This window comes from Niastella koreensis GR20-10, from assembly GCF_000246855.1.
Lineage (GTDB): Bacteria > Bacteroidota > Bacteroidia > Chitinophagales > Chitinophagaceae > Niastella > Niastella koreensis.
The window spans coordinates 3,579,605-3,599,906 of record NC_016609.1; the positions used below are offsets into that span (position 1 = coordinate 3,579,605).

The following is a 20,302-nucleotide window of genomic DNA, read 5'->3' on the forward strand; positions in this document are numbered from 1 at the left end:
TTTTCTTCCATGGTAACATCCTTTACCGGATTAACCAACTCCGCCAGTAAGTACAAAATTGGTTAATTTATTAAGCATCTTCAATATAGTTCTTTCATAAATAAAGCCACCATATGGTGGCTTCTGTGTGCTGATGTCAGGGCGCAATTTCCTCCTTTCCACTATTACCGGCATTTGTTTCTACGTGGGTAATAAAGGCCGATGGCATTAACTCAATATTGTGTTTGCTGGCCACTTTGATAAGAATAGGCATAAGCACCGAAGCGCCGGGTATCAGGACGAAAGGCACCCCAATGCCCAGAATTTTTAACGAGTCCATCACCTGCGTTTTCAGGATATGGTCTTCTTCCTCCGTTATCGTGCCTTCCCGGATATACTTTACGATAATAAGGGCAGCCTCACGGTCTCCCCGGGCTTCGGTTTTTATCCCGTGCAAAAAATGATGGATATGCGTTTCCAGAATGGTTATTATTTCCATGATATGTTTATTATTTCCCGCATATCCCATAACAGGCAACGGTTTTGTTCAAAGGTAAATAAAACCAGTGTATAGGTGTTTCCTGTAAACTGATATGGTGTGTACCAAGGGAATGTCTTTTGCAACGGGTCTAAAGATAAGAACCTCCCAATCCTCAGATCATAAATCCTCATCCCATAACAATGACTTTTATATGATTTTACTCTATACCTAAACCCTGTATATAAAAAAAGCTGCATCAAATTGATACAGCATTGTATTACAGTTCAGCATTCGGTTTTCTTTTTACATGCCTTACCGAGTTAATTATAACACTATTATCTTCTACTTCATACACAACCAAGTAAGGAAAACGGCTGATTCTTATTCTTCTAAACTGATGATTAATTGGAGGATAACGTAAAGGGTGTTCGCTGATCTTCAAATAGCCACTTTCAACTTCTTCAATAAACTCAAACCCTAATCCTTTCCTTCGATTTTCATACCAGTCAAAAGCTTCTTGTAAATCCCAGATAGAGCTTCTGACTATAATACGATTTCATAACTCATTCTGGCTTCTTTTTACCAGTAATCATATCCTTAGCTTCCTGCCAATTATAGGTTTTACTTTCACCGCTTAAGCGCTTAGCCCTTCGCTCCTCAAAAAGCTTTATTTCTTCTTCACTGAACTCGTATTCAAAATCATCTTCCTCGTTATATTCTTTTGCCACTGCGTACATCAGTTTCAACAACTTTTCATCCCCCTTATCTATATATTGATGTAGTTTCTGACGAATATTAGCTAGTGTCATAAATACATTGATTTTCAACAAATTTAATGATTTTTAGTAATTAGCCAAATGGGTGATGTTTACTCCCAGGAATAACTCTTCCCCTTTGGGTTTTAACAACCCGCAGCCATAAAAAACAGTGCAATAATGGCGCGATCTCTTTGTCCCATTGCCAGGCTAGTGGTGTTATGAACAACTTCTCCAGTTTCTTTAATTACCTGATCAAAAGTTAAATTATTTATCATTACAAGAGGATGATTATGAATGTGGTATTTTCTTGACTCTGGATTTACTTGTACAAGATCATTATCTGTTCTCGATTCTTCGTTCCCGACTCTCACCACTCCATCCCCCCGCTTTTCAACGCTAGTCAAATATTCAGGTCCTACCCCAAAAGAGTTAACACATTTTAATAATCCCTTCCATTCCATGGATTTCCCATTCAGTTTAATGTTCAGCATATTTTTATCTATAGCTACTCCATTCTAATTTGTAATTGCTCCAGCACCTTTTTTGTAATAACTATCATAAAATCTCTCGAACGTGTGAACATCGTAAGTATCCCCTAAATTTCTTAACGATTTATCAATAGCATTTTGATAGTGTAAAAGATCAGATTGGAGTAAAAATTCCTCGGCCTCCTTTCTTTCTGCTGTAAGCTGTTTGACTGGTTCCTTTTCTTTGGCCAATAGTTTAAGTTGTTCCAACCGGTACGCTTCTAACAGTTTTACCAGGATGGCAAAGGCGCCTGCCATATACGTGGTACCCAGTGAAAACCTTTCAGCACATCGGCGTACCAGTTTATCCAGACTTTCATTGTTGTACAGATCCAGGTTATGCCGTACTGCTTATTGTTTGTATTCCACTTTCAAGGTTACCCGCATCCTTTCCAGACCTTCGATTTTAAGGCCACCCAAGAGCGCAAAATTCAATTCTTGAAACTGCCATGTTATATATTCCGGGTTTTCTGTATTGAGTGTTGTCTGCAATAGTGTTTTAATGGGGTGAAATAAAAAAGGAGGCCATTTCTGACCTCCTTCATTGTATTTTAAAAACCAGTGGTGTGCCCGGTTATGTGCTTTTGATTTTACTTTCGATCACCAACTAGATTGATACATTACCAGATTGAGACATCACCCATCTACATGCTCCATTACTATGTCCTTATAATTTAGATTGAAAATAAATAATAAATTCTTTATAGAATCAATATAATCGTTTGAATCACTATAAAAGGCCAGATTCGTAGTCTTTATCTGATAAACATCAGTACCAATCTTGATAACGATAATAATAAAATAGGTGGAGGTGGTGAAATTTTCCTCACTAATATCTAAGTTGTTATTAAATCTCAACAAGGTATTTTTAACCTTATTAAAGTCGACAATTCGATACCCATCCTTTGGAAAAATCGAATCTTTTGTTAAGATATTTATTTTACACCTGCCATCTCGTACTTTAAAGGCAAACGACTTGATCTTTGGTTGATTTACAAGCTGATAAAATAGAATAGTTATATCGGAAGAGTCATTCTTTTGCCGATATGATTCAAGCCATTTTTTTTTCAAAATATTCTTTGTCAAAGATGTGTCATAATCCTGAATTATCAATTTCTGCGCATTACAATAGATCGCCCCAAAAAAGATAGTGCTTAACAAGAGGTATCTCTTAACGTGGTTTGACATTATATTCAAGGTGAATGTTTATATTATTGTTCATGTAATAACTAGCATCACGGGGTGGCGTTAGTAATTGAATTGTCCCAAGTTGAGGGTAACATGTTTTTTTACCAGTAACCTTATCTATATCAAGGATAGGGCCCAGGTCATATGTATTTCTAAGTTTTACACCTGAAAACATCGATAGGTGAGTTTTAATTAGCTCAGATAATACAACATTCTGTATGTTTGACGCCTCCTTCTCCCATTGAGTGTAAACATCAAAAAGATCCTCATTATATTTATTCCATCTTTCAAAATTACGTTTAACACGCGCGGCGTTTTCTTTTTCAATACTAGCCTTTTTTGCTGATGGAGCAAACATCGGAACATAATCTGGATATTCCACATTATAATGGTCTGGCAATTTAAAATCAAGGTCATAACTTCGCCTCCAAGCATGACCAAATTCGTGAGCATAGTGTGACAGTCTATTAAGCATTTGATTGCCAAGCGCATCATCAGCATCTTTCCAATTTCTTCCTAATCGATAAACATGTGGATCTTTATGATCCTCTCCACCACCAGCCTCATTACTTATTTGAAACGTCCATGTCTCAGTGGACCGATCAAGATCCTTATAGACTCTGTTAAAAGATCTGGAATGTTTCCTCAAAAGTTGTATTTCCTGCTGAGTTTGTGCAAATTCTTCCGGAGAAACCCCGTTATTTTGAAATGCAACAGTATCTCCAAGAGGATCTTTGAATAGAATAGGACAGTTGTTAAATACAGAATATTCGCTAATGCTTACACTTGATTTCGGGTCCAAATTCCACCTCCTTCCAATCCTGCTATCATACTCCCAATATTGAGCAGTATAACTATTACCCAATCCACCTTTCACATCATTATTCATTTCTTGTCCATTAAACCCAAACTTATAGGGCACATTACTATTGGGAAGAGCAACCCGGGACATCATCCCAAACGGATAGTAGTCCTGAGCAGTTACAATATCCGGCTCATAATAAGCAATCAAAGAACTTCCGGCTGAAGGTACGCCAAATTTCTTATCACTGATAGTGGCGAGCACGTTGCCTAAATGATTGGTCAATTCGTACTGCTTACGCCCCCGTCCTAAAGTGAAAGTACGGCCGTCGTAGTAGAACTGCAGGTTATCAGGCCCGCCATCTACACTTTCTTTAACGGTGATCAAACCTAGCCGGCTGCTTCCATACAGGAACTTCTCTTCCTGGTTCAATTGTAAATTAGCCAGGTCAGGATCGTTGCCATCGGCAGTATAAGTACTCAACATATTTCCCTGTGCATCCCTTACATACCAGGTGTAGTGTTTCGTTCCTCCGGAGGTAACCACCTGGCTAATGCGATTACCCGATGCATCATAAGAATACTTAATATTATTAGCAGGGGCACTGGCCGTTGCCGTCCTGGTAATTTCATCGATCTTGCCGTATACATTCCATTTAATATCGGTGATGTTTTCGGCTTTATCCGCAATCAAATTACCAATATCATCATACACATAGTTATTGTCTGCCTGTCCATCGATATCTAGTATATTATGATCCGGTCCACCGTCGTAACCATTGGTCGGCACATTATCTGTAATGAAATTTAACCGGTTGGTGTTGGCATAATAGTAATAATTCAAACTATCCATTACACCTCCTTGCATGCTTTTGCGCAGGTATTTTTGAATATTTCCGTTACCATCATAGGCAACCCGCTCTTTTGCCACGTCACCCATAGATGCCATATTATTCCATAAGTTCTGATCCCGGTCAAACCCGTTATAAGTATCCTGGGCCGTTAACCGGTTCAACTGATCATACTTGTAGTTGTAGAAGATCAAGGGTCCGCCCGGAGAATTATAATAGTCGAACTTTTTCTGGTAAACACTGCTGCTGCTGATATTTCCGTTGTACAAAGGCCGGTAGGCGCCTGCAGGTAAGAACGCGCTGTAACCCGGGAATGGCTGTCCGTTGATGGCAGTATAATCATTTCCAAAATAATTCAACGTAAGCCCGAATGCATCCCGGGCTGTAAATTGCGCCAGGCTGCCATTGTGCCCATCGCCACCCATGTCAAAGCTATCTGTTCCGCCCGTACTATTGATACCTTTTAACCAGCCTTGCAACGTATATGCATAATCAATTCCCTGCACCTGCTGATCGCCCAGTGTTACGCGGGCCAGTGGTCCGTGCCGGTAGTATTCATACCGGGCATCTTTTTCCCAAACCAGGCTGTCTCTACTCGTTTCAGCCAGGGTCAACCTGTTTTCGGCATCGTAACTATAGCGGTGGTACAAGCCATCTGACCACCCCTGCTGATACATCACCATATTTACTTTACCACTGATAAGGTCGTACTGATAACCGGTCTTTTTCCAGCGGTTATCGTTTTTGTTCATCACGTTGGCGGTCGGGGCAAAGCCACTGCTGCCATAATCCTGCAACAGGTAATCTACATTACCCAGGATATCATAAGTATAAAAAGTTCCCTGGTTATAAGCATTGGAAGTGCCAGTATCAGTTAGCGTGGTATAACTTACCCGGTTGCGCAGGTTCTTCTGGGTAATATACATTCAACCTGCACCATGTAAAAATCATCAGTTCAACCTCACAAACTATCCGTAAAAATCTGGATTCCCCCTTGGTTGATGTTGTATACTGCACATACTCCTTACAGTATTGATCACCTTTTTACTTTGCAGTTCACGCAACGGGAAAAGTACCTCACCTACTCCATCCAAATCCTCGATCAGTATTAACTTATGTTTCAATTCCTGTTTACCGAAGTAATAAAGCGCGTTTTCTGACAGGCTGGTGATCTGTATTACATCTTCTGCAGGTATAAGCTCTCCTACCCCTGATTACAAATGGGTGTAGATTCCTGCACTGCTCCCCAGGCTGATAACATGCAATGGCTCTTCTCTTTTCCTACTGGTAAACACCAGGTACATCAGTAACCTGTTATTTTCTTCGCCAATTACCCCAATTTGCCCAATCAACTCGTTGGTACACTGTAAAAGATCAGGCTGCTTTAAAAATGCTTCGGCTTCCCTTCTTTCTGCTGCGGTAAGCTGCTTTACTGGTTCCTTTTCTTTGGCCAGTAATTTAAGTTGTTCCAAACGGCACGCTTCTAACAGGTTTATCAGGTTGACAAATTCCGAAGCAATATACGCGGTACCCAGGGCAAACCTTTCAGCACACCGGCGTACCAGTTAATCCAGGCTTTCATTGTTGTATAAATCCAGGTTATGGCGTACTGCTACCTGTTTATATTCCACTTTCAGGGTTACCCGCATCCTTTCCAGTCCTTCGATCTTAAGACCACCCAGGAGCGCAAAATTCAATTCCTGGTACTGCCAGGTGATATATTCCCTGTTTTCTGTATTGAGTACTGTTGCCATTGTGATAGCGTTTTAATGGGGTGAAATAAAAAAAGGAAGCCTGTTAAGACTTCCTTCAATGGATTATTTTCAAAAACAGTGGTGCGCCCGGTTATGTGATTTTACTTTATTCGTTCTCCATTAATTTAATGCATCACAAATGTTTTTTACAGGTTTCCGATAGTAAAACAATTTGCTATTTACAGTTGTAACTCTATATGGGCTATGAAAAGGCAGCGAATTCTGCTCTTTGTCAAAAAAATAGAAAGCGATACAGTAACCTTTATAGCTGGAATTTCCTTCAATTGCCTTAAGATAAAAGCTATCCGAAAAACCCTCATTAACACTTTTTAATAAAGCGTATGAAGAATCCATATACAATGTTTGAATGTGCAAAAAATCCTTACCTCTTGCAATTGCATCAATTCCACTCTTCTTATACATTTCTATTTTATCATTCACAAATCTTCGTGCTTCGTGAAAATCTCCTTTAAAAACCCTGTTTGTAAATGACGAAAAATCCAATTTTGATTTTTCATTAATGTATACAATATTCCCATTAGCCATTAAGTCGAAAATAGCTGAGTAAGGTGTGCCCAAAACAACTTGCATTACATTTTGACGATATCCCCTATAGGGATAGTAAAATTGAATAGAACTATCTATGCTCACTTTTTTATTTAAACTGTCAAAGAGGATAGCTGGATGCAACTTCGTAATAATAATATTTCTATTGAATTTATTCTTGCTAGTACAAAAGCAGAATAAGCTGAGAACAATAACCAAGTTAATTTCTTTCATCAGTAAGATTATTTACTCCTTCTATAAATTGTAGCTCCTTCTCTTTTAGGATCGAACCAAGATGGACGTTTTTTTGTCATAATTCAAAAACCAACCAATGATTGGATAGGTCATGTTGTGCAGATTATTTAGATGATTTGCATACCTATATCCTTGTGCAATGGCGCTCTGATCGGCTTTTGGATCTGGCCCTTGCAAAGTAAAAACAGAGTTTGCCTGAGAAAAGATTAATAATTCCTGATAGAATAACTCTTCGCAAGAGTATCCACACTCAAAAACCTCCCCACCCTGTTATCATAAATCCTCATCCCATAATCCTGCTGCAACCCATACCCTCCTTTCACGTCATTATCATTCAACTTCCCATTAAACCCAAACTTATAAGGCACACCACTATTTGGCAAAGCCACGCGAGACATCATCCCAAACGGATAGTAATCCTGTGCCGTAATAATATCTGGCTCATAGTGATCAATCAAAGAACTTCCGCCTGAAGTTACGCCAAATTTCTTATCACTGATAGTAGCGAGTACATTGCCTAAATGGTTTGCCTATTCAGCAGTTTTTGAGTTCTTAGCAGGAGTGAGACAGACACAGACTTCAGAAGCTCATCACGTTTCAGTATGCCCGAAATAAGTTTTATTTATTGATTAAGCTCATTTACTAAATAGAATAACTTGACAAACTAGCTATTACATCCTTCCTACTTCAATCAGAATTTTATCGCCTTTCATTTAAAAGTATGGGCATAAAAAAGCCACTGCTAGTTGCAATGGCTTCAATAAAAACTTATTTCCTGTATTTCTTTTGGGGATTTCGCTTATGATGGTATACAGGCGAAACAACAACTACCTTCTTAAACTCGTCTACCAAATAAACAATATAGTATGGATATTTCTTCAATTATATTTCACGGTAGTATTGATATGTATTTCGGAAGCGAAAAGGGTTGTTACAAATTACAGTCAATTTTTTATTTACTTCTTTAACAAATCCTTTGCTGTTGCCATTGTATAGCGTTTTAATGGGGTGAAATAAAAAAGGAGGCCATTTCTGACCTCCTTCGATGGATTATTTTAAAAACCAGTGGTGTGCCCGGTTCACCAACTAAATTGAGACATTACCCTACTATAATAGAGAATTAAAATCAGGAAATTCTAAATCTTTGCTTTTCCCAATCCATAATACATCATCTTCAATTCCCTTAAATAATATATAAGACATTGACAATAATGTAACTTCTTTCCATGATCCATTTATTATTTTATTTGGTTTAATTTTCAAAAATGGATCAATCTCTTTGGAAAATATCAAAGTCGGATATTCATATGTTTCCCATATTAAGCAAATCAAATCAAAAACTCTTTGATTTAAGAGCTCAATATTAATATATAGGTAAAACTCAAAAAAAAATGGATTGGTATCTGAATAAATTACATCCTGTTGATTGAAAGTTTCTAAAATTGCCTTGCTTACATCTTCCGATGGCTTTCTTCCCGTTATTAGAAGCCAGGCTGTTTTAGACTTTAATTCTTCAATTAAATATTTAAAATACACCTTATCTTTCCAAACATCTGGTACGAAAGGAAAGAGAGAAACAAGATTTATTTCATGTTTATTGATTTTACTCATTTTTAATTATATTAAATGGAGGATACCATGTTCTTTGTGCTGTACTCCCCACTGTTTTTCCCAACAAATTTAATCTTATCGTACTATGAAGTCCAAAACCACCACTATGCAATGGGCCATAGTCTAATCGTAGCAAAGTACCCCCTTTTTTATTCACCCAAGACTCTCCCACTTTATTCATCTGGCGTAGCGAAAAGAAAGTTCCCATTCCTCTGCCGGCTCTGGGATTAGCATATAGAGCTTCAATTTTATATGATCAAATGCGCAACCCACTTTTCCCAAACACTCCATAACCTTCATTTAAACTAAATAGAGCTGCCCTAGCTTCTGTTCCAGCAGCGGAAGCAATTTTTCCTCCCAACAATGCAATACCTTCTTTAAGTAAAGCCCCAACACCCAACAAATCCTCTACATTAAAGTTACTGGGTTCAATTTTACCAGATACAAAGTTATTTGAAGCATTTGCTGTAGCTCGTGCAGCTGCAATAAAATGTGTGCTAGCTGCATCATTCAAACCGCTTCCTGCGAATTTTTCAAGTTCCTGTTTGTTTAATTCACTATTTCCACCTAGTGATTTTGCAGCTACATTATACAACCCCAATTCGTTCCCCAGTGATTTTGCTGCCAAAGAAGTAGATAATACATTCACATAACCTTCTGAAGAATACCAATCTGCTTTTGTTAAATTTCCTTTTGCATCACGTAATCCCACCGCATGCCAATACCATGTTTCTTGTTTAGTTTGGGTATAATCCCCCCTTAAATTATAAAAATCCTGGGAAGTGGATTGTGATTGACCTTCTTGAGTTCCGTCTGTTGAAGGTTTAGGCTCACCTCCATCCAAGTCAATGTTTGCCATTGGGCTATTCCCAGCGAACTGATAAGGCGTATACCAAGGATAACTATGTGTTAGGGGATCAACACTCAAAAACCTACCCACCCTTCCATCATATATTCTCATCCCATAATCCTGCTGCAACCCATATCCGCCCTTCACATCATTATCATTCATCTTTCCATTAAACCCAAACTTATAAGCCACCCCACTATTTGGCAAAGCCTCACGAGAAATCATCCCAAACGGATAATAATCCTGCGCAGTCACAATATCTGGTTCATAGTAACTAATCAAAGAACTTCCCCCGGAAGATACACCAAATTTCTTATCACTGATAGTAGCAAGCACGTTGCCTAAATGATTGGTCAATTCGTACTGCTTACGCCCCCGTCCTAAAGAGAAAGTACGGCCGTCGTAGTAGAACTGCAGGTTATCAGGCCCGCCATCTACACTTTCTTTAACGGTGATCAAACCTAGCCGGCTGCTTCCATACAGGAACTTCTCTTCCTGGTTCAATTGCAGATTAGCCAGGTCAGGATCGTTGCCATCGGCAGTATAAGTACTCAACATATTTCCCTGTGCATCCCTTACATACCAGGTGTAGTGTTTCGTTCCTCCGGAGGTAACCACCTGGCTAATGCGATTACCCGATGCATCATAAGTATATTTAATATCAGTAGCTGGTACACTGGCTGTTGCAGTTCTGGTAATTTCATCGATCTTGCCGTATACATTCCATTTAATATCGGTGATGTTTTCGGCTTTATCCGCAATCAAATTACCAATATCATCATACACATAGTTATTGTCTGCCTGTCCATCGATATCTATTATATTATGATCTGGTCCACCGTCGTAACCACTGGCCGGCACATTATCTGTAATGAATTTTAACCGGTTGGTGTTGGCATAATAGTAATAATTCAAACTATCCATTACACCTCCCTGCATGCTTTTGCGCAGGTATTTTTGGATGTTTCCGTTTCCATCATAGGCAACCCGTTCTTTTGCCACGCCTCGGCCTGCTTTCTTTCTGCTGGGGTAAGCTGCTTTACTGGTTCCTTTTCTTTTACCAGTAGCTTAAGTTGATCTAACCTGTACGTTTCTAACAGGTTTATGAGAGTGGCAAAGGCCCCTGCCATATACGTGGTACCCAGGGTAAACCGTTCAGCACACCTGCGTACCAGTTTATCCAGGCTTTCCGTGTTGTATAGATCCAGGTTATGGCGTATTGCCTGTTGCTTGTATTCTACTTTCAGGGTTACCCGCATCCTTTCCAATCCTTCTATTTTAAGGCCTCCCAGGAGCGCAAAATTCAATTCCTGATACTGCCAGGTAATATATTCCCGGTTTTCTGTACTGAGTGCTGTTGCCATGTAATTGAGTTTAATTGGGTGAAATAAAAAAGGAGGCCGTTTTATTGACCTCCTTCAATGGATTATTTTAAAAACCAGTAGTGTGTCGGGTTATATGTTTTTGATTTTACCTTTTTCGTTCACCAACTAGATTGATACATTACCACTAGTTTAAGACATTACAAGTTGATACATTATCTAATTTCTTTTAGATTGTACTTTTAACAATTTCATGATTACTTTATTTTTGTAATTAAAGCCCCAACTACTGTCCACGTAATTTCCTAAAGAAATCAACAACGAATCTTTCATTCTATACAAGAATACACTGTCTAACGATCCCTTATTCAACCTTTCATTGTGAAGAAAAAGAGTATCATTTTTAGTAGTCCAACTTCCTGAATATTCAGGCCTTATTCTTGCATCAATAAAACTTTTAGTATCTGTATTTTTTATTTTAAAATGATATGTCCCTCTTTCTTCCAATTCAAGATTCCACGATCGATCAACAACGAATGTTCCACTACAATATTGAATGTGACCAATATAACTTTTGCCTTTTTCCTTCATTGAAGAAGGACATAGCATACCAACAAATGCAATAATAAGTATTCTCATATGTTTATTAATAAGGTGGTGTAGTTCCTGGCAACATCTGCGGAGCAACAACTCCCGCAGTTGGCAATTTCATACTATTTAATGTCTTCAGTTCTTTTTGAAATTCTGGATAATATTGCGGATTATATCCCGAACTTATCCACAATTGTTTGGCCTGCAAAACTTTAATCATTTGATCAAAAACCGGTTTAAGTGCAGTTTTTGCCTGACTGGTTAATGGATGGTAGGATTTACCATTTACAAAAGGTACTGCATAAGACAATCTTTGTCCCCATTGAGTACCAGTTGCCTTAGTTAATTCTGCTCGAATTTCATTTCCGAACTTATCAGATGCATCTATAACCCCATACGTACTAACTGTTTCTTGGCTATGACTCATACTATTATGAAATGTAGTATGCCATAATTCATGCAATCCCATCATCCCATATCCAAAAGTTTTATTATTCATTCCTACACTTGTTCCCTTGATATTAGCTTCGACTTCTCCAGGATTTAAAACAACAATCTTATTATCTAATGCGCCCCCATCTACTAGAGTTTGGGATGAACTTGAACTAAAATCTATAAGAATGTTGTCTGAAAACGATAATAAATCTAAAATTTCCTTTCTGGCTTTCATACTAATTCCTTTGTTTGTAACAACTCCATTATTTTGAATTTGCCCTGTCTCCTTATTAACAGAAAGATTTAATCCAGATATTTTACTCCAATCTTGAATGAATTTGTTAACCAAATCTTCTTTTTTATATTCGGTGTTTCCAACTTTCACATTATCGTCTGTTGCAGATCCTACAATAGCAGTATCCCCTAATGGATCAATAAGTCTAATTGGATTATTCATAAATGCTGAGTATTGACTTGTACCGATGGAAGGAGAAGGGTCCAAATTCCACCTTCTTCCTATCCTACTATCATACTCCCAGAACTGCGCAGTATAACTATTTCCCAATCCACCTTTAACGTCATTATTCATCAACTGTCCATTAAACCCAAATTTATAAGCAACCCCACTATTAGGTAAAGCCTCACGAGAAATCATCCCAAACGGATAGTAATCCTGCGCCGTTATAATATCCGGCTCATAGTGATCGATCAAAGAACTTCCGGCTGAAGATACGCCAAATTTGCGATCTGAGATAGTGGCGAGTACGTTACCTAAATGATTGGTCAATTCGTACTGCTTACGCCCCCGTCCTAAAGTGAAAGTACGGCCGTCGTAGTAGAACTGCAGGTTATCAGGCCCGCCATCTACACTTTCTTTAACGGTGATCAAACCTAGCCGGCTGCTTCCATACAGGAACTTCTCTTCCTGGTTCAATTGTAAATTAGCCAGGTCAGGATCGTTACCATCGGCAGTATAAGTACTCAACATATTTCCCTGTGCATCCCTTACATACCAGGTGTAGTGTTTCGTTCCTCCGGAGGTAACCACCTGGCTAATGCGATTACCCGATGCATCATAAGAATACTTAATATTATTAGCAGGGGCACTGGCCGTTGCCGTCCTGGTAATTTCATCGATCTTGCCGTATACATTCCATTTAATATCGGTGATGTTTTCGGCTTTATCCGCAATCAAATTGCCAATATCATCATACACATAGTTATTGTCTGCCTGTCCATCGATATCTATTATATTATGATCTGGTCCACCGTCGTAACCATTGGTCGGCACATTATCTGTAATGAAATTTAACCGGTTGGTGTTGGCATAATAGTAATAATTCAAACTATCCATTACACCTCCTTGCATGCTTTTGCGCAGGTATTTTTGAATATTTCCGTTACCATCATAGGCAACCCGCTCTTTTGCCACGTCACCCATAGATGCCATATTATTCCATAAGTTCTGATCCCGGTCAAACCCGTTATAAGTATCCTGGGGCCGTTAACCGGTTCAACTGATCATACTTGTAGTTGTAGAAGATCAAGGGGTCCGCCCGGAGAATTATAATAGTCGAACTTTTTCTGGTAAACACTGCTGCTGCTGATATTTCCGTTGTACAAAGGCCGGTAGGCGCCTGCAGGTAAGAACGCGCTGTAACCCGGGAATGGCTGTCCGTTGATGGCAGTATAATCATTTCCAAAATAATTCAACGTAAGCCCGAATGCATCCCGGGCTGTAAATTGCGCCAGGCTGCCATTGTGCCCATCGCCACCCATGTCAAAGCTATCTGTTCCGCCCGTACTATTGATACCTTTTAACCAGCCTTGCAACGTATATGCATAATCAATTCCCTGCACCTGCTGATCGCCCAGTGTTACGCGGGCCAGTGGTCCGTGCCGGTAGTATTCATACCGGGCATCTTTTTCCCAAACCAGGCTGTCTCTACTCGTTTCAGCCAGGGTCAACCTGTTTTCGGCATCGTAACTATAGCGGTGGTACAAGCCATCTGACCACCCCTGCTGATACATCACCATATTTACTTTACCACTGATAAGGTCGTACTGATAACCGGTCTTTTTCCAGCGGTTATCGTTTTTGTTCATCACGTTGGCGGTCGGGGCAAAGCCACTGCTGCCATAATCCTGCAACAGGTAATCTACATTACCCAGGATATCATAAGTATAAAAAGTTCCCTGGTTATAAGCATTGCTGGTACCGGTATCGCTTAGCGTGGTATAACTTACCCGGTTGCGCAGGTTCTTCTGGGTAATGATCTGCCGGGGATCGCCTACGCCTGTAAATCCGGGATATGGCAGGTCATATACGGTATTGGTGATCTGCCCGCGCCGGTTTTGAAGGGTTGCCAGCCAGTTGTCTAATATTGGTTGATTACGGCTGATAACTTCCGTCATGGCGCCGTTGGCTGCGGTATTACTTACCTGCCCAACTTCCGTTATGCGGCCCAGGGAGTCGTACCGGGTGTAACTGTATAAACGGTTGTCTTCATTGGCGCCCGCTCCTTTCTGGCGTGCATTCCGGCTTATTGTCAGTCTGCCCAGCCTGTCGTACCAGAACTCTGACATTCCACCATCGGGTGATTGTTGCGCCATCACCTGGTTTAATGTATTGTAACGGTATTGGGTTGGCAGAGCATGATTGGGTGTCAGTTTCTGTTTATTGCGGCGTGCAATGGTCACTGAATCTGACCAGGCGCGTGCCCAGCCCAGTTTGCTTACGTCTACCCCCGCCGGTGGGATTGTTTTTACCAGGTTACCGGCCTGATCGTAATAATACAGCGTATAATGAAATTCACTGATCTCCTGGTACAAGGTAAAATTCTCATGGTAGCGCGCGCTTAAACATTTGGCCAGATAGCGATCGGTAAAACTGTTTAATAACGAATCGCTATAGGCTTCATGGATCAGTACGCCGGTTGCCGTACCAAACTGAGTGCTATCGGCACAAGGTGTCCCCTGCGCCCAGGGTGCGTCCTGTGTAAATACGGGTTCTGATTTACCGCAAAGGGTAGCCGGTTCATCGCATTCGCTTATATGAAAATTGAAGGCATGATAATAAATAGAATCGATTGCTGCAACCGATAGTTCTGAACCGTTTCGTTGATTGAAATAGTTGGCAAACCGCTCGCCACATGACGAACAATAAGACTCATCGCCATGGGTAGCCAGTTTTAGCGGATCATTAAATTCTTCATCAAAAATCATAGTACTATCAGGTTTGTAAATCCTGATATAATCAACCTGGCCTTTCCGTGAATATTCGTCCAGACTAAAACCATATAATTTGGTCATGGGTGCATCGAGGGTCCGCTGCGTCTGCAGGGTGTCATCGATGTAATATTTGAAGTCCCGGCCACGGAACACGAATTTAACCACCCGCCAGTCATTCATATGCACCCCTGGCACATTCACATTGGCGCAATTCTGGTTGGCTTGACTCTGGTGTGTACATACGGCCACCCCCTGGCCATTTATACTCGAAATAACCATTAGCATATTTCCAGGGTCTGGCTTTTGTGTATATAGCCAAAGCCACCAACTGGCGCCATAACCATTAGGGGTTATTACGGAGTCTGGCATTTTGAGCCTTGTCTCCCAGGTAAAGCCCGCGGAATCTATACAAAGCGTGTCATTGATATAATCAAAATCAATTAAGCCTTTCTTAAGTGTATCTGCATAATAACCGGGCAATGCCAGCACACCGTTCTTGATCATCTCTCCCAATGGCACACCAACTGTATAATTCCAACCTCCAAAATCAATCTTCCAATTGGTAGTATCTGCCCCACTGGCATCGGGATGTGGCGTATGACCATACTTTTTGTAGGTGTTATACCAGCTCATTAAAGAATCAGTACTATTATCTGCAAATCCGCACTGTTGTCTAAAGCTCAGGTATTCCGCAGTTGTTTTACCAAATCCCAGCTGGGTATTCATAAACCGCTCAAACAGCTTGTTTTTTTCAATTTGCAGGCTGTCATCACTGGCGACGGATGGTGCTGCGTCCGGGAAATCGGTCATGTATTGTTTGTACAGCCCGTCAAACCTGTCACAATTCACACACACATCCTTTACGCCACATTGTAACGCCGGCGGCAAATACACAGGTGTGCTCAGGTAGTTGCAATTGATCTGTCCATTGCAGGCCATCCGCAACACATCGAGATCGTTCTGGCTCATTTGGGTACCGGTAGTACGGTACAAATATGCCGCAAAGCTGCTGTCCTGACCTGCTTCCTGATATTGATTGTACAATCCACTGATAGTGGTACATTCGCAATCATCCGGTTTTTGAAATACCGGTTTATTGGTATATACAGGTTGCTGATCATATGGTGCGGGACCGCTGATAAGGTATACATTGCATTTTGAATTGTACCGACTCGCATCATATGCTTTCAACACATCTTCAAAACTCCTGTAAGTATTGGTGCTGCCTGGTTTTACGGTACTGGCGCCCATCAGGTGGTCAATATCTCCACCTTCCTTGCACACCTGCACCAGTTGCGGGATAATAACCGCCAGATCGGCAATATCATAACAACCTCCAAGATCGGACATCCATTGCGTAGCGTAGGACTCACAATTTCGACTGATATATATATTTAAACTATCCTGGCCTGATTGTACATTGGCCGGCATACTGGGGGCAGGAACCAGTGTAGGATCGTAAAAAATAAGGTGATGATTCCGGGCTACATCGCTTAAGTATCTACCATTTTCTGCATCGCTCAAAATAGCCGCCATTATATCCCGCTTCTTCTGGAGATACATTTCCCGGAAATATTTCCAGGCCATATCAAGGTCCCCGCTGCAATCTGCATTCAGGTTAAAGGCATTGCCGATTGGGCTGTACTGTAAAAGACAGCTTTGATCCGCCCCGTTACAACGGATCATTATAGTTGCCATCGACCATATTGAAATTGAGTTGTTGTTAGGATCGGTACCAACGTTCAGCAGGCTGGCCTGCATCATGTTTTTATAACGACCAGCCACGCTTCCTGAATTTACATACGTGGTAAATAACGGATCTGCATAGGTGGCATTGGCATTAAAAAGAGTACCTGTTGGGTGGGTGGAAAAATCACCGGGATTTAAATATCCTTTGCTCACCGCATCCTGAAAAGTTTCAGTACTGCCAAACTGTTTGTCCCAGGCATTGCTTTGCGCCAAACTGATGTACCTGGTATATTTATCATATTCCGGGTGAAGTAGCAGCAACGTCTCAGCCCAGGAATCCTTAAAGGCTGCACTAAAATCATCCGGGCTTAAGTTTCTTGGGTCGGGGTTTTCGCCCACCCCATTTTCATTGTTATACGGGGCATTAACAGTATTCCAGTTGGGACGGGGATAAGGATGGGGCCAGAATACCGAATAGTTATCAATGTTATCCGGATTGGCGTATTGTCCATACGGCGGCGTTACATCGGCCAGCATTTGCTGTTTAATAGTTTCCTCACTTGTCAATTCTTCCACCTGCGCACATGACAGCTTACTGGCCATTAATGCTTGCTGTTCCTGAATAGTTTGTTCCAGGGTATGGCAGGTATTACGAACCATGAACACATCGTTCAGGTAATAATCCATGGCCTTTTTGTTCACTGTAAGCGTTTTAGTGACCATGTAACTACCCTGGTACAGGTATACCGTTGTATCTACCGCGGGAAAATTGGCAATAGGGTCGCAATTAACATCCAGTTTGTAATTACTGCGGCTTATTACGATCGGTTCCTGGTCAGCTTTTGAACTGTCGTTACAATCTTCGGTGATCGTGATCTTCAGGTCATAGATACAGTCATAGCAGATACTGGCATTATCGCAGGTATTTATACTGATGCTATCCGGCAACAGGGAATATACAAAACGGTGCAAACCCGCTTTTGTTACCTGAAGCCCTTTGCTGCTCTCTATCTTCGTGCCTTTTATTACGTTGGAATTGCTGTCGAGCAGTTTTTTAACAACCAGGTTCGACTTATTAGATTCCAATGTATCTACCAACACGGCTGATTTCCCGGCCAATGCAGTAGCGATGGTACGTCCATGCATATCTGCATAGCTGATGCATACCTGCCCGTTCGCATCCCGCACCGTGTTTTTAAAATAATGGCTGTTATTACCCACTTCTGTACCAAACAGGGCATCCAGTTCTTCCTGGTCGGCCGCACCGTAGGTATAGTTGGTAGTATGTTTGTTACCAATGCGGAAAGTGTCACCTACCCCACCCTGGGCGCTGATACGGCCGGTATTGTCGGGTGTATATTGGGTTTCGGCAAAAACAAATCCTTTTGCATCGGGTATATATTTATGATAGCCGTTTGTACCCAGCGGATTCGAGGGAGAGTAGTAATTAGAAGCACCCGAATTTATGTCCATGGCAGGCGCTCCCACCTGGCAATAACAGGTATCCTGCAAAAGACCATCATATTCGTCTTTCCGGTATTCGGCCCCATTCAGTGTATTAAATCCTGGTGTATATTTTATAATGCTGCTCAATGAAGGAGAAGGCATCACCTGTATTACTGGTCGCCCCTGGTGATCATACAAGGTTTCGGCAATAACTGTAGTATCAGTGGTATTGTCTTTGGTTACGGTTTGCCTGCTTTTCAGCGAACCATCAAAATACTGTACTACCGATTTTCTTTTTCCCTCTTCAGCAAAACTGGTAGAGGCCTGCCAGTTCAGGCTTGAATCGAGCCCGATAAAACTATAAGAACCCAGTCCCGTTGAATAATCTGAACTCCAAACCGATTCAATGCGTTGTCCGCCTGGTTTTACCTGTACGGCGCGTACCCGGCAAAACAAAAGTCCCGAAGTTTCATACAACAGGGGAATGTTGTAATTTTCCCTGCTGATGCTTACGCGGGTAGCATTATTGGTAAAGATCTTTTTAATATTATAGCCGCTGTCTGTCTGATACTCCGGTAACGCCAGGTCGTCGATATAAGTCCATTCCAGGTCATATTCATCAGCGGCGCGTTCCGGTTGCCAGTAAACATTCAACTCGCCTTTTGTACTGACGGTTGTAGTATTTGTAAATATGTTCTTAATTGAATTATCAGTACAAGTGAAATTGTATTCCCTGCTAACGAGTATTTCATTGGTGAGCATCAGGGCGTCCCTGAAATCGCTCAGGTTGCCGTTGAGCGCAGTTATATCGGTGATCTCCACTTCAGCTTTATACCAATCCTTATCTACATACACCATTTTGCCGTCATAGGCCGTGAATTTAGAATATCCTATAGTGAGGGTTTTCTCCTCAGAAACCTCGGGCACCGCTGTACCATTGTCGTCCCTTATATAATGTACCACAAACTTTATTTGTACGGTAAACTCGTCAGGTATTGTATTCCGGTACGTTTCATCTATCTGGAAGGTGATGAGGTTCCTTACAAAATAGGTCGTTTGTAATGGTTTCAGGCCCGGGTTGAAATAAACCGTATCCATCACCATACTGGTTGAATCGGGCGCCAGTTGGTTGCCGTGCAGTGCAGCCGCCGCATATCGTTCATCAGTGGCTTTTACATTGCTAAAACTCACAAGCAATAAACAAAAAAACAATAACCGGTAAATCGTTCGTTTCATGGAATTCGGTTTATTGATTTAGCAGGTTTTTAATTGTATAACTGGTATAGGGCGCTACCATATTGCAAATGCCCTGTTTGCGGATAAAATAACTATCAGTTGAAAATACACTGTCATCAAACTGGCCTGTTTGATAGTTGCTGAACGTCATGGTAACATCATACATCCCGGCGCCACTGGCAGAAATTCTTGCGCCATTCAGATTAACACTGTATTGAATGGACTGAATGCGATGGGTGGTTTTATCATATATAATATCGTACGAGCGATAGATACTGGCCGGTTTAAACCGGAATGATAACTTGCCGTAACCGGCAGTATCTGCCAGCGTCATCCCTGCGATATATGAGGCATAAAAGGATGGGTCCAGGATCTTTACCCGGGCCACATATTTAAATACCTCCACAGGCACTGTTACCTCTGCCTCATGCCGGGCATGATTGATGCGGAAACTGCATTGCTCATTTTGAATAATAGTAGTGCTGTCACTGCCTTCACACATCATTTTTTCACCTCCGACTTTGTATTGATAAACTACCGTACGGTTTGTTCCGTTTTTATAGGTAGTTACCTCCTGAACCCGGAAGCTTACATGGGGCGTATCGGAGAACATTTTTGTTAGCTTAATCAGTTCCTGCGAACATTGAAACTGATCAGTGACAGGCTGGCCTGCCGCCTTTATCAAACTGGCAAATACCAGGATGATCGTCAATGAAAGCGGCAGGTTGATTTTATATCGCATAAGTTATTT

At 41.1% G+C, this 20,302-nt stretch carries 15 protein-coding genes; all 15 read right to left on the bottom strand.

What is annotated here, in order from left to right; all coding sequences use genetic code 11:
- Positions 1–136 precede the first annotated feature (136 nt).
- The 15 genes from NIAKO_RS14035 to NIAKO_RS14110 all read right to left on the bottom strand — a co-directional run bounded on the left by NIAKO_RS14035 (position 137) and on the right by NIAKO_RS14110 (position 20,293).
- Positions 137–478, bottom strand: a complete 342-nt coding sequence (locus tag NIAKO_RS14035; protein WP_165761309.1) for a hypothetical protein — start codon at positions 476–478, stop codon at positions 137–139.
- A 259-nt stretch (positions 479–737) separates the two neighbouring features.
- Complete coding sequence (locus NIAKO_RS39730; RefSeq protein WP_014219107.1) at positions 738–1,010, bottom strand: type II toxin-antitoxin system RelE/ParE family toxin; 273 nt, start codon at positions 1,008–1,010, stop codon at positions 738–740.
- Positions 1,011–1,023: 13 nt separating this feature from the next.
- Positions 1,024–1,269 carry a hypothetical protein gene (locus tag NIAKO_RS14040; protein WP_014219108.1) on the bottom strand — a complete coding sequence of 82 codons (246 nt, stop codon included), beginning with the start codon at positions 1,267–1,269 and terminating at the stop codon, positions 1,024–1,026.
- Positions 1,270–1,361: 92 nt separating this feature from the next.
- Positions 1,362–1,679: a hypothetical protein gene (locus NIAKO_RS14045; protein WP_133055356.1), complete on the bottom strand. Its 318-nt coding sequence runs from the start codon at positions 1,677–1,679 to the stop codon at positions 1,362–1,364.
- Positions 1,680–2,916: 1,237 nt separating this feature from the next.
- A complete protein-coding gene (locus NIAKO_RS14060; protein ID WP_014219112.1) occupies positions 2,917–5,511 on the bottom strand; it encodes an RHS repeat domain-containing protein in 2,595 nt (864 codons plus the stop codon).
- Between the two features lie 288 nt (positions 5,512–5,799).
- On the bottom strand, positions 5,800–6,057 hold the full coding sequence (locus NIAKO_RS36710; protein WP_049815519.1) for a hypothetical protein: 258 nt from the start codon (positions 6,055–6,057) through the stop codon (positions 5,800–5,802).
- A 93-nt stretch (positions 6,058–6,150) separates the two neighbouring features.
- Entirely contained in the window at positions 6,151–6,339 is a 189-nt protein-coding gene (locus NIAKO_RS36715; RefSeq protein WP_014219113.1) for a hypothetical protein, read from the bottom strand.
- Between the two features lie 120 nt (positions 6,340–6,459).
- Complete coding sequence (locus NIAKO_RS14070) at positions 6,460–7,119, bottom strand: hypothetical protein (protein ID WP_014219114.1); 660 nt, start codon at positions 7,117–7,119, stop codon at positions 6,460–6,462.
- A 1,128-nt stretch (positions 7,120–8,247) separates the two neighbouring features.
- Entirely contained in the window at positions 8,248–8,751 is a 504-nt protein-coding gene (locus NIAKO_RS14080; protein ID WP_014219115.1) for a hypothetical protein, read from the bottom strand.
- A 256-nt stretch (positions 8,752–9,007) separates the two neighbouring features.
- Positions 9,008–10,603 carry an RHS repeat domain-containing protein gene (locus NIAKO_RS14085; protein ID WP_172642127.1) on the bottom strand — a complete coding sequence of 532 codons (1,596 nt, stop codon included), beginning with the start codon at positions 10,601–10,603 and terminating at the stop codon, positions 9,008–9,010.
- Positions 10,525–10,965: a hypothetical protein gene (locus NIAKO_RS36720; protein ID WP_014219117.1), complete on the bottom strand. Its 441-nt coding sequence runs from the start codon at positions 10,963–10,965 to the stop codon at positions 10,525–10,527. Before NIAKO_RS36720 ends, NIAKO_RS14085 begins: the two co-directional genes overlap by 79 nt.
- Positions 10,966–11,142: 177 nt before the next feature.
- Positions 11,143–11,562, bottom strand: coding sequence for a hypothetical protein (locus NIAKO_RS14095; RefSeq protein ID WP_014219118.1), 420 nt, complete (start codon positions 11,560–11,562; stop codon positions 11,143–11,145).
- A gap of 7 nt (positions 11,563–11,569) precedes the next feature.
- Entirely contained in the window at positions 11,570–13,390 is a 1,821-nt protein-coding gene (locus tag NIAKO_RS14100) for an RHS repeat domain-containing protein (protein WP_014219119.1), read from the bottom strand.
- A gap of 80 nt (positions 13,391–13,470) precedes the next feature.
- Positions 13,471–19,551, bottom strand: coding sequence for an RHS repeat domain-containing protein (locus NIAKO_RS14105; protein ID WP_014219120.1), 6,081 nt, complete (start codon positions 19,549–19,551; stop codon positions 13,471–13,473).
- A gap of 10 nt (positions 19,552–19,561) precedes the next feature.
- Complete coding sequence (locus NIAKO_RS14110; protein ID WP_014219121.1) at positions 19,562–20,293, bottom strand: LolA3 family protein; 732 nt, start codon at positions 20,291–20,293, stop codon at positions 19,562–19,564.
- Between the last annotated feature and the right edge of the window lie 9 nt (positions 20,294–20,302).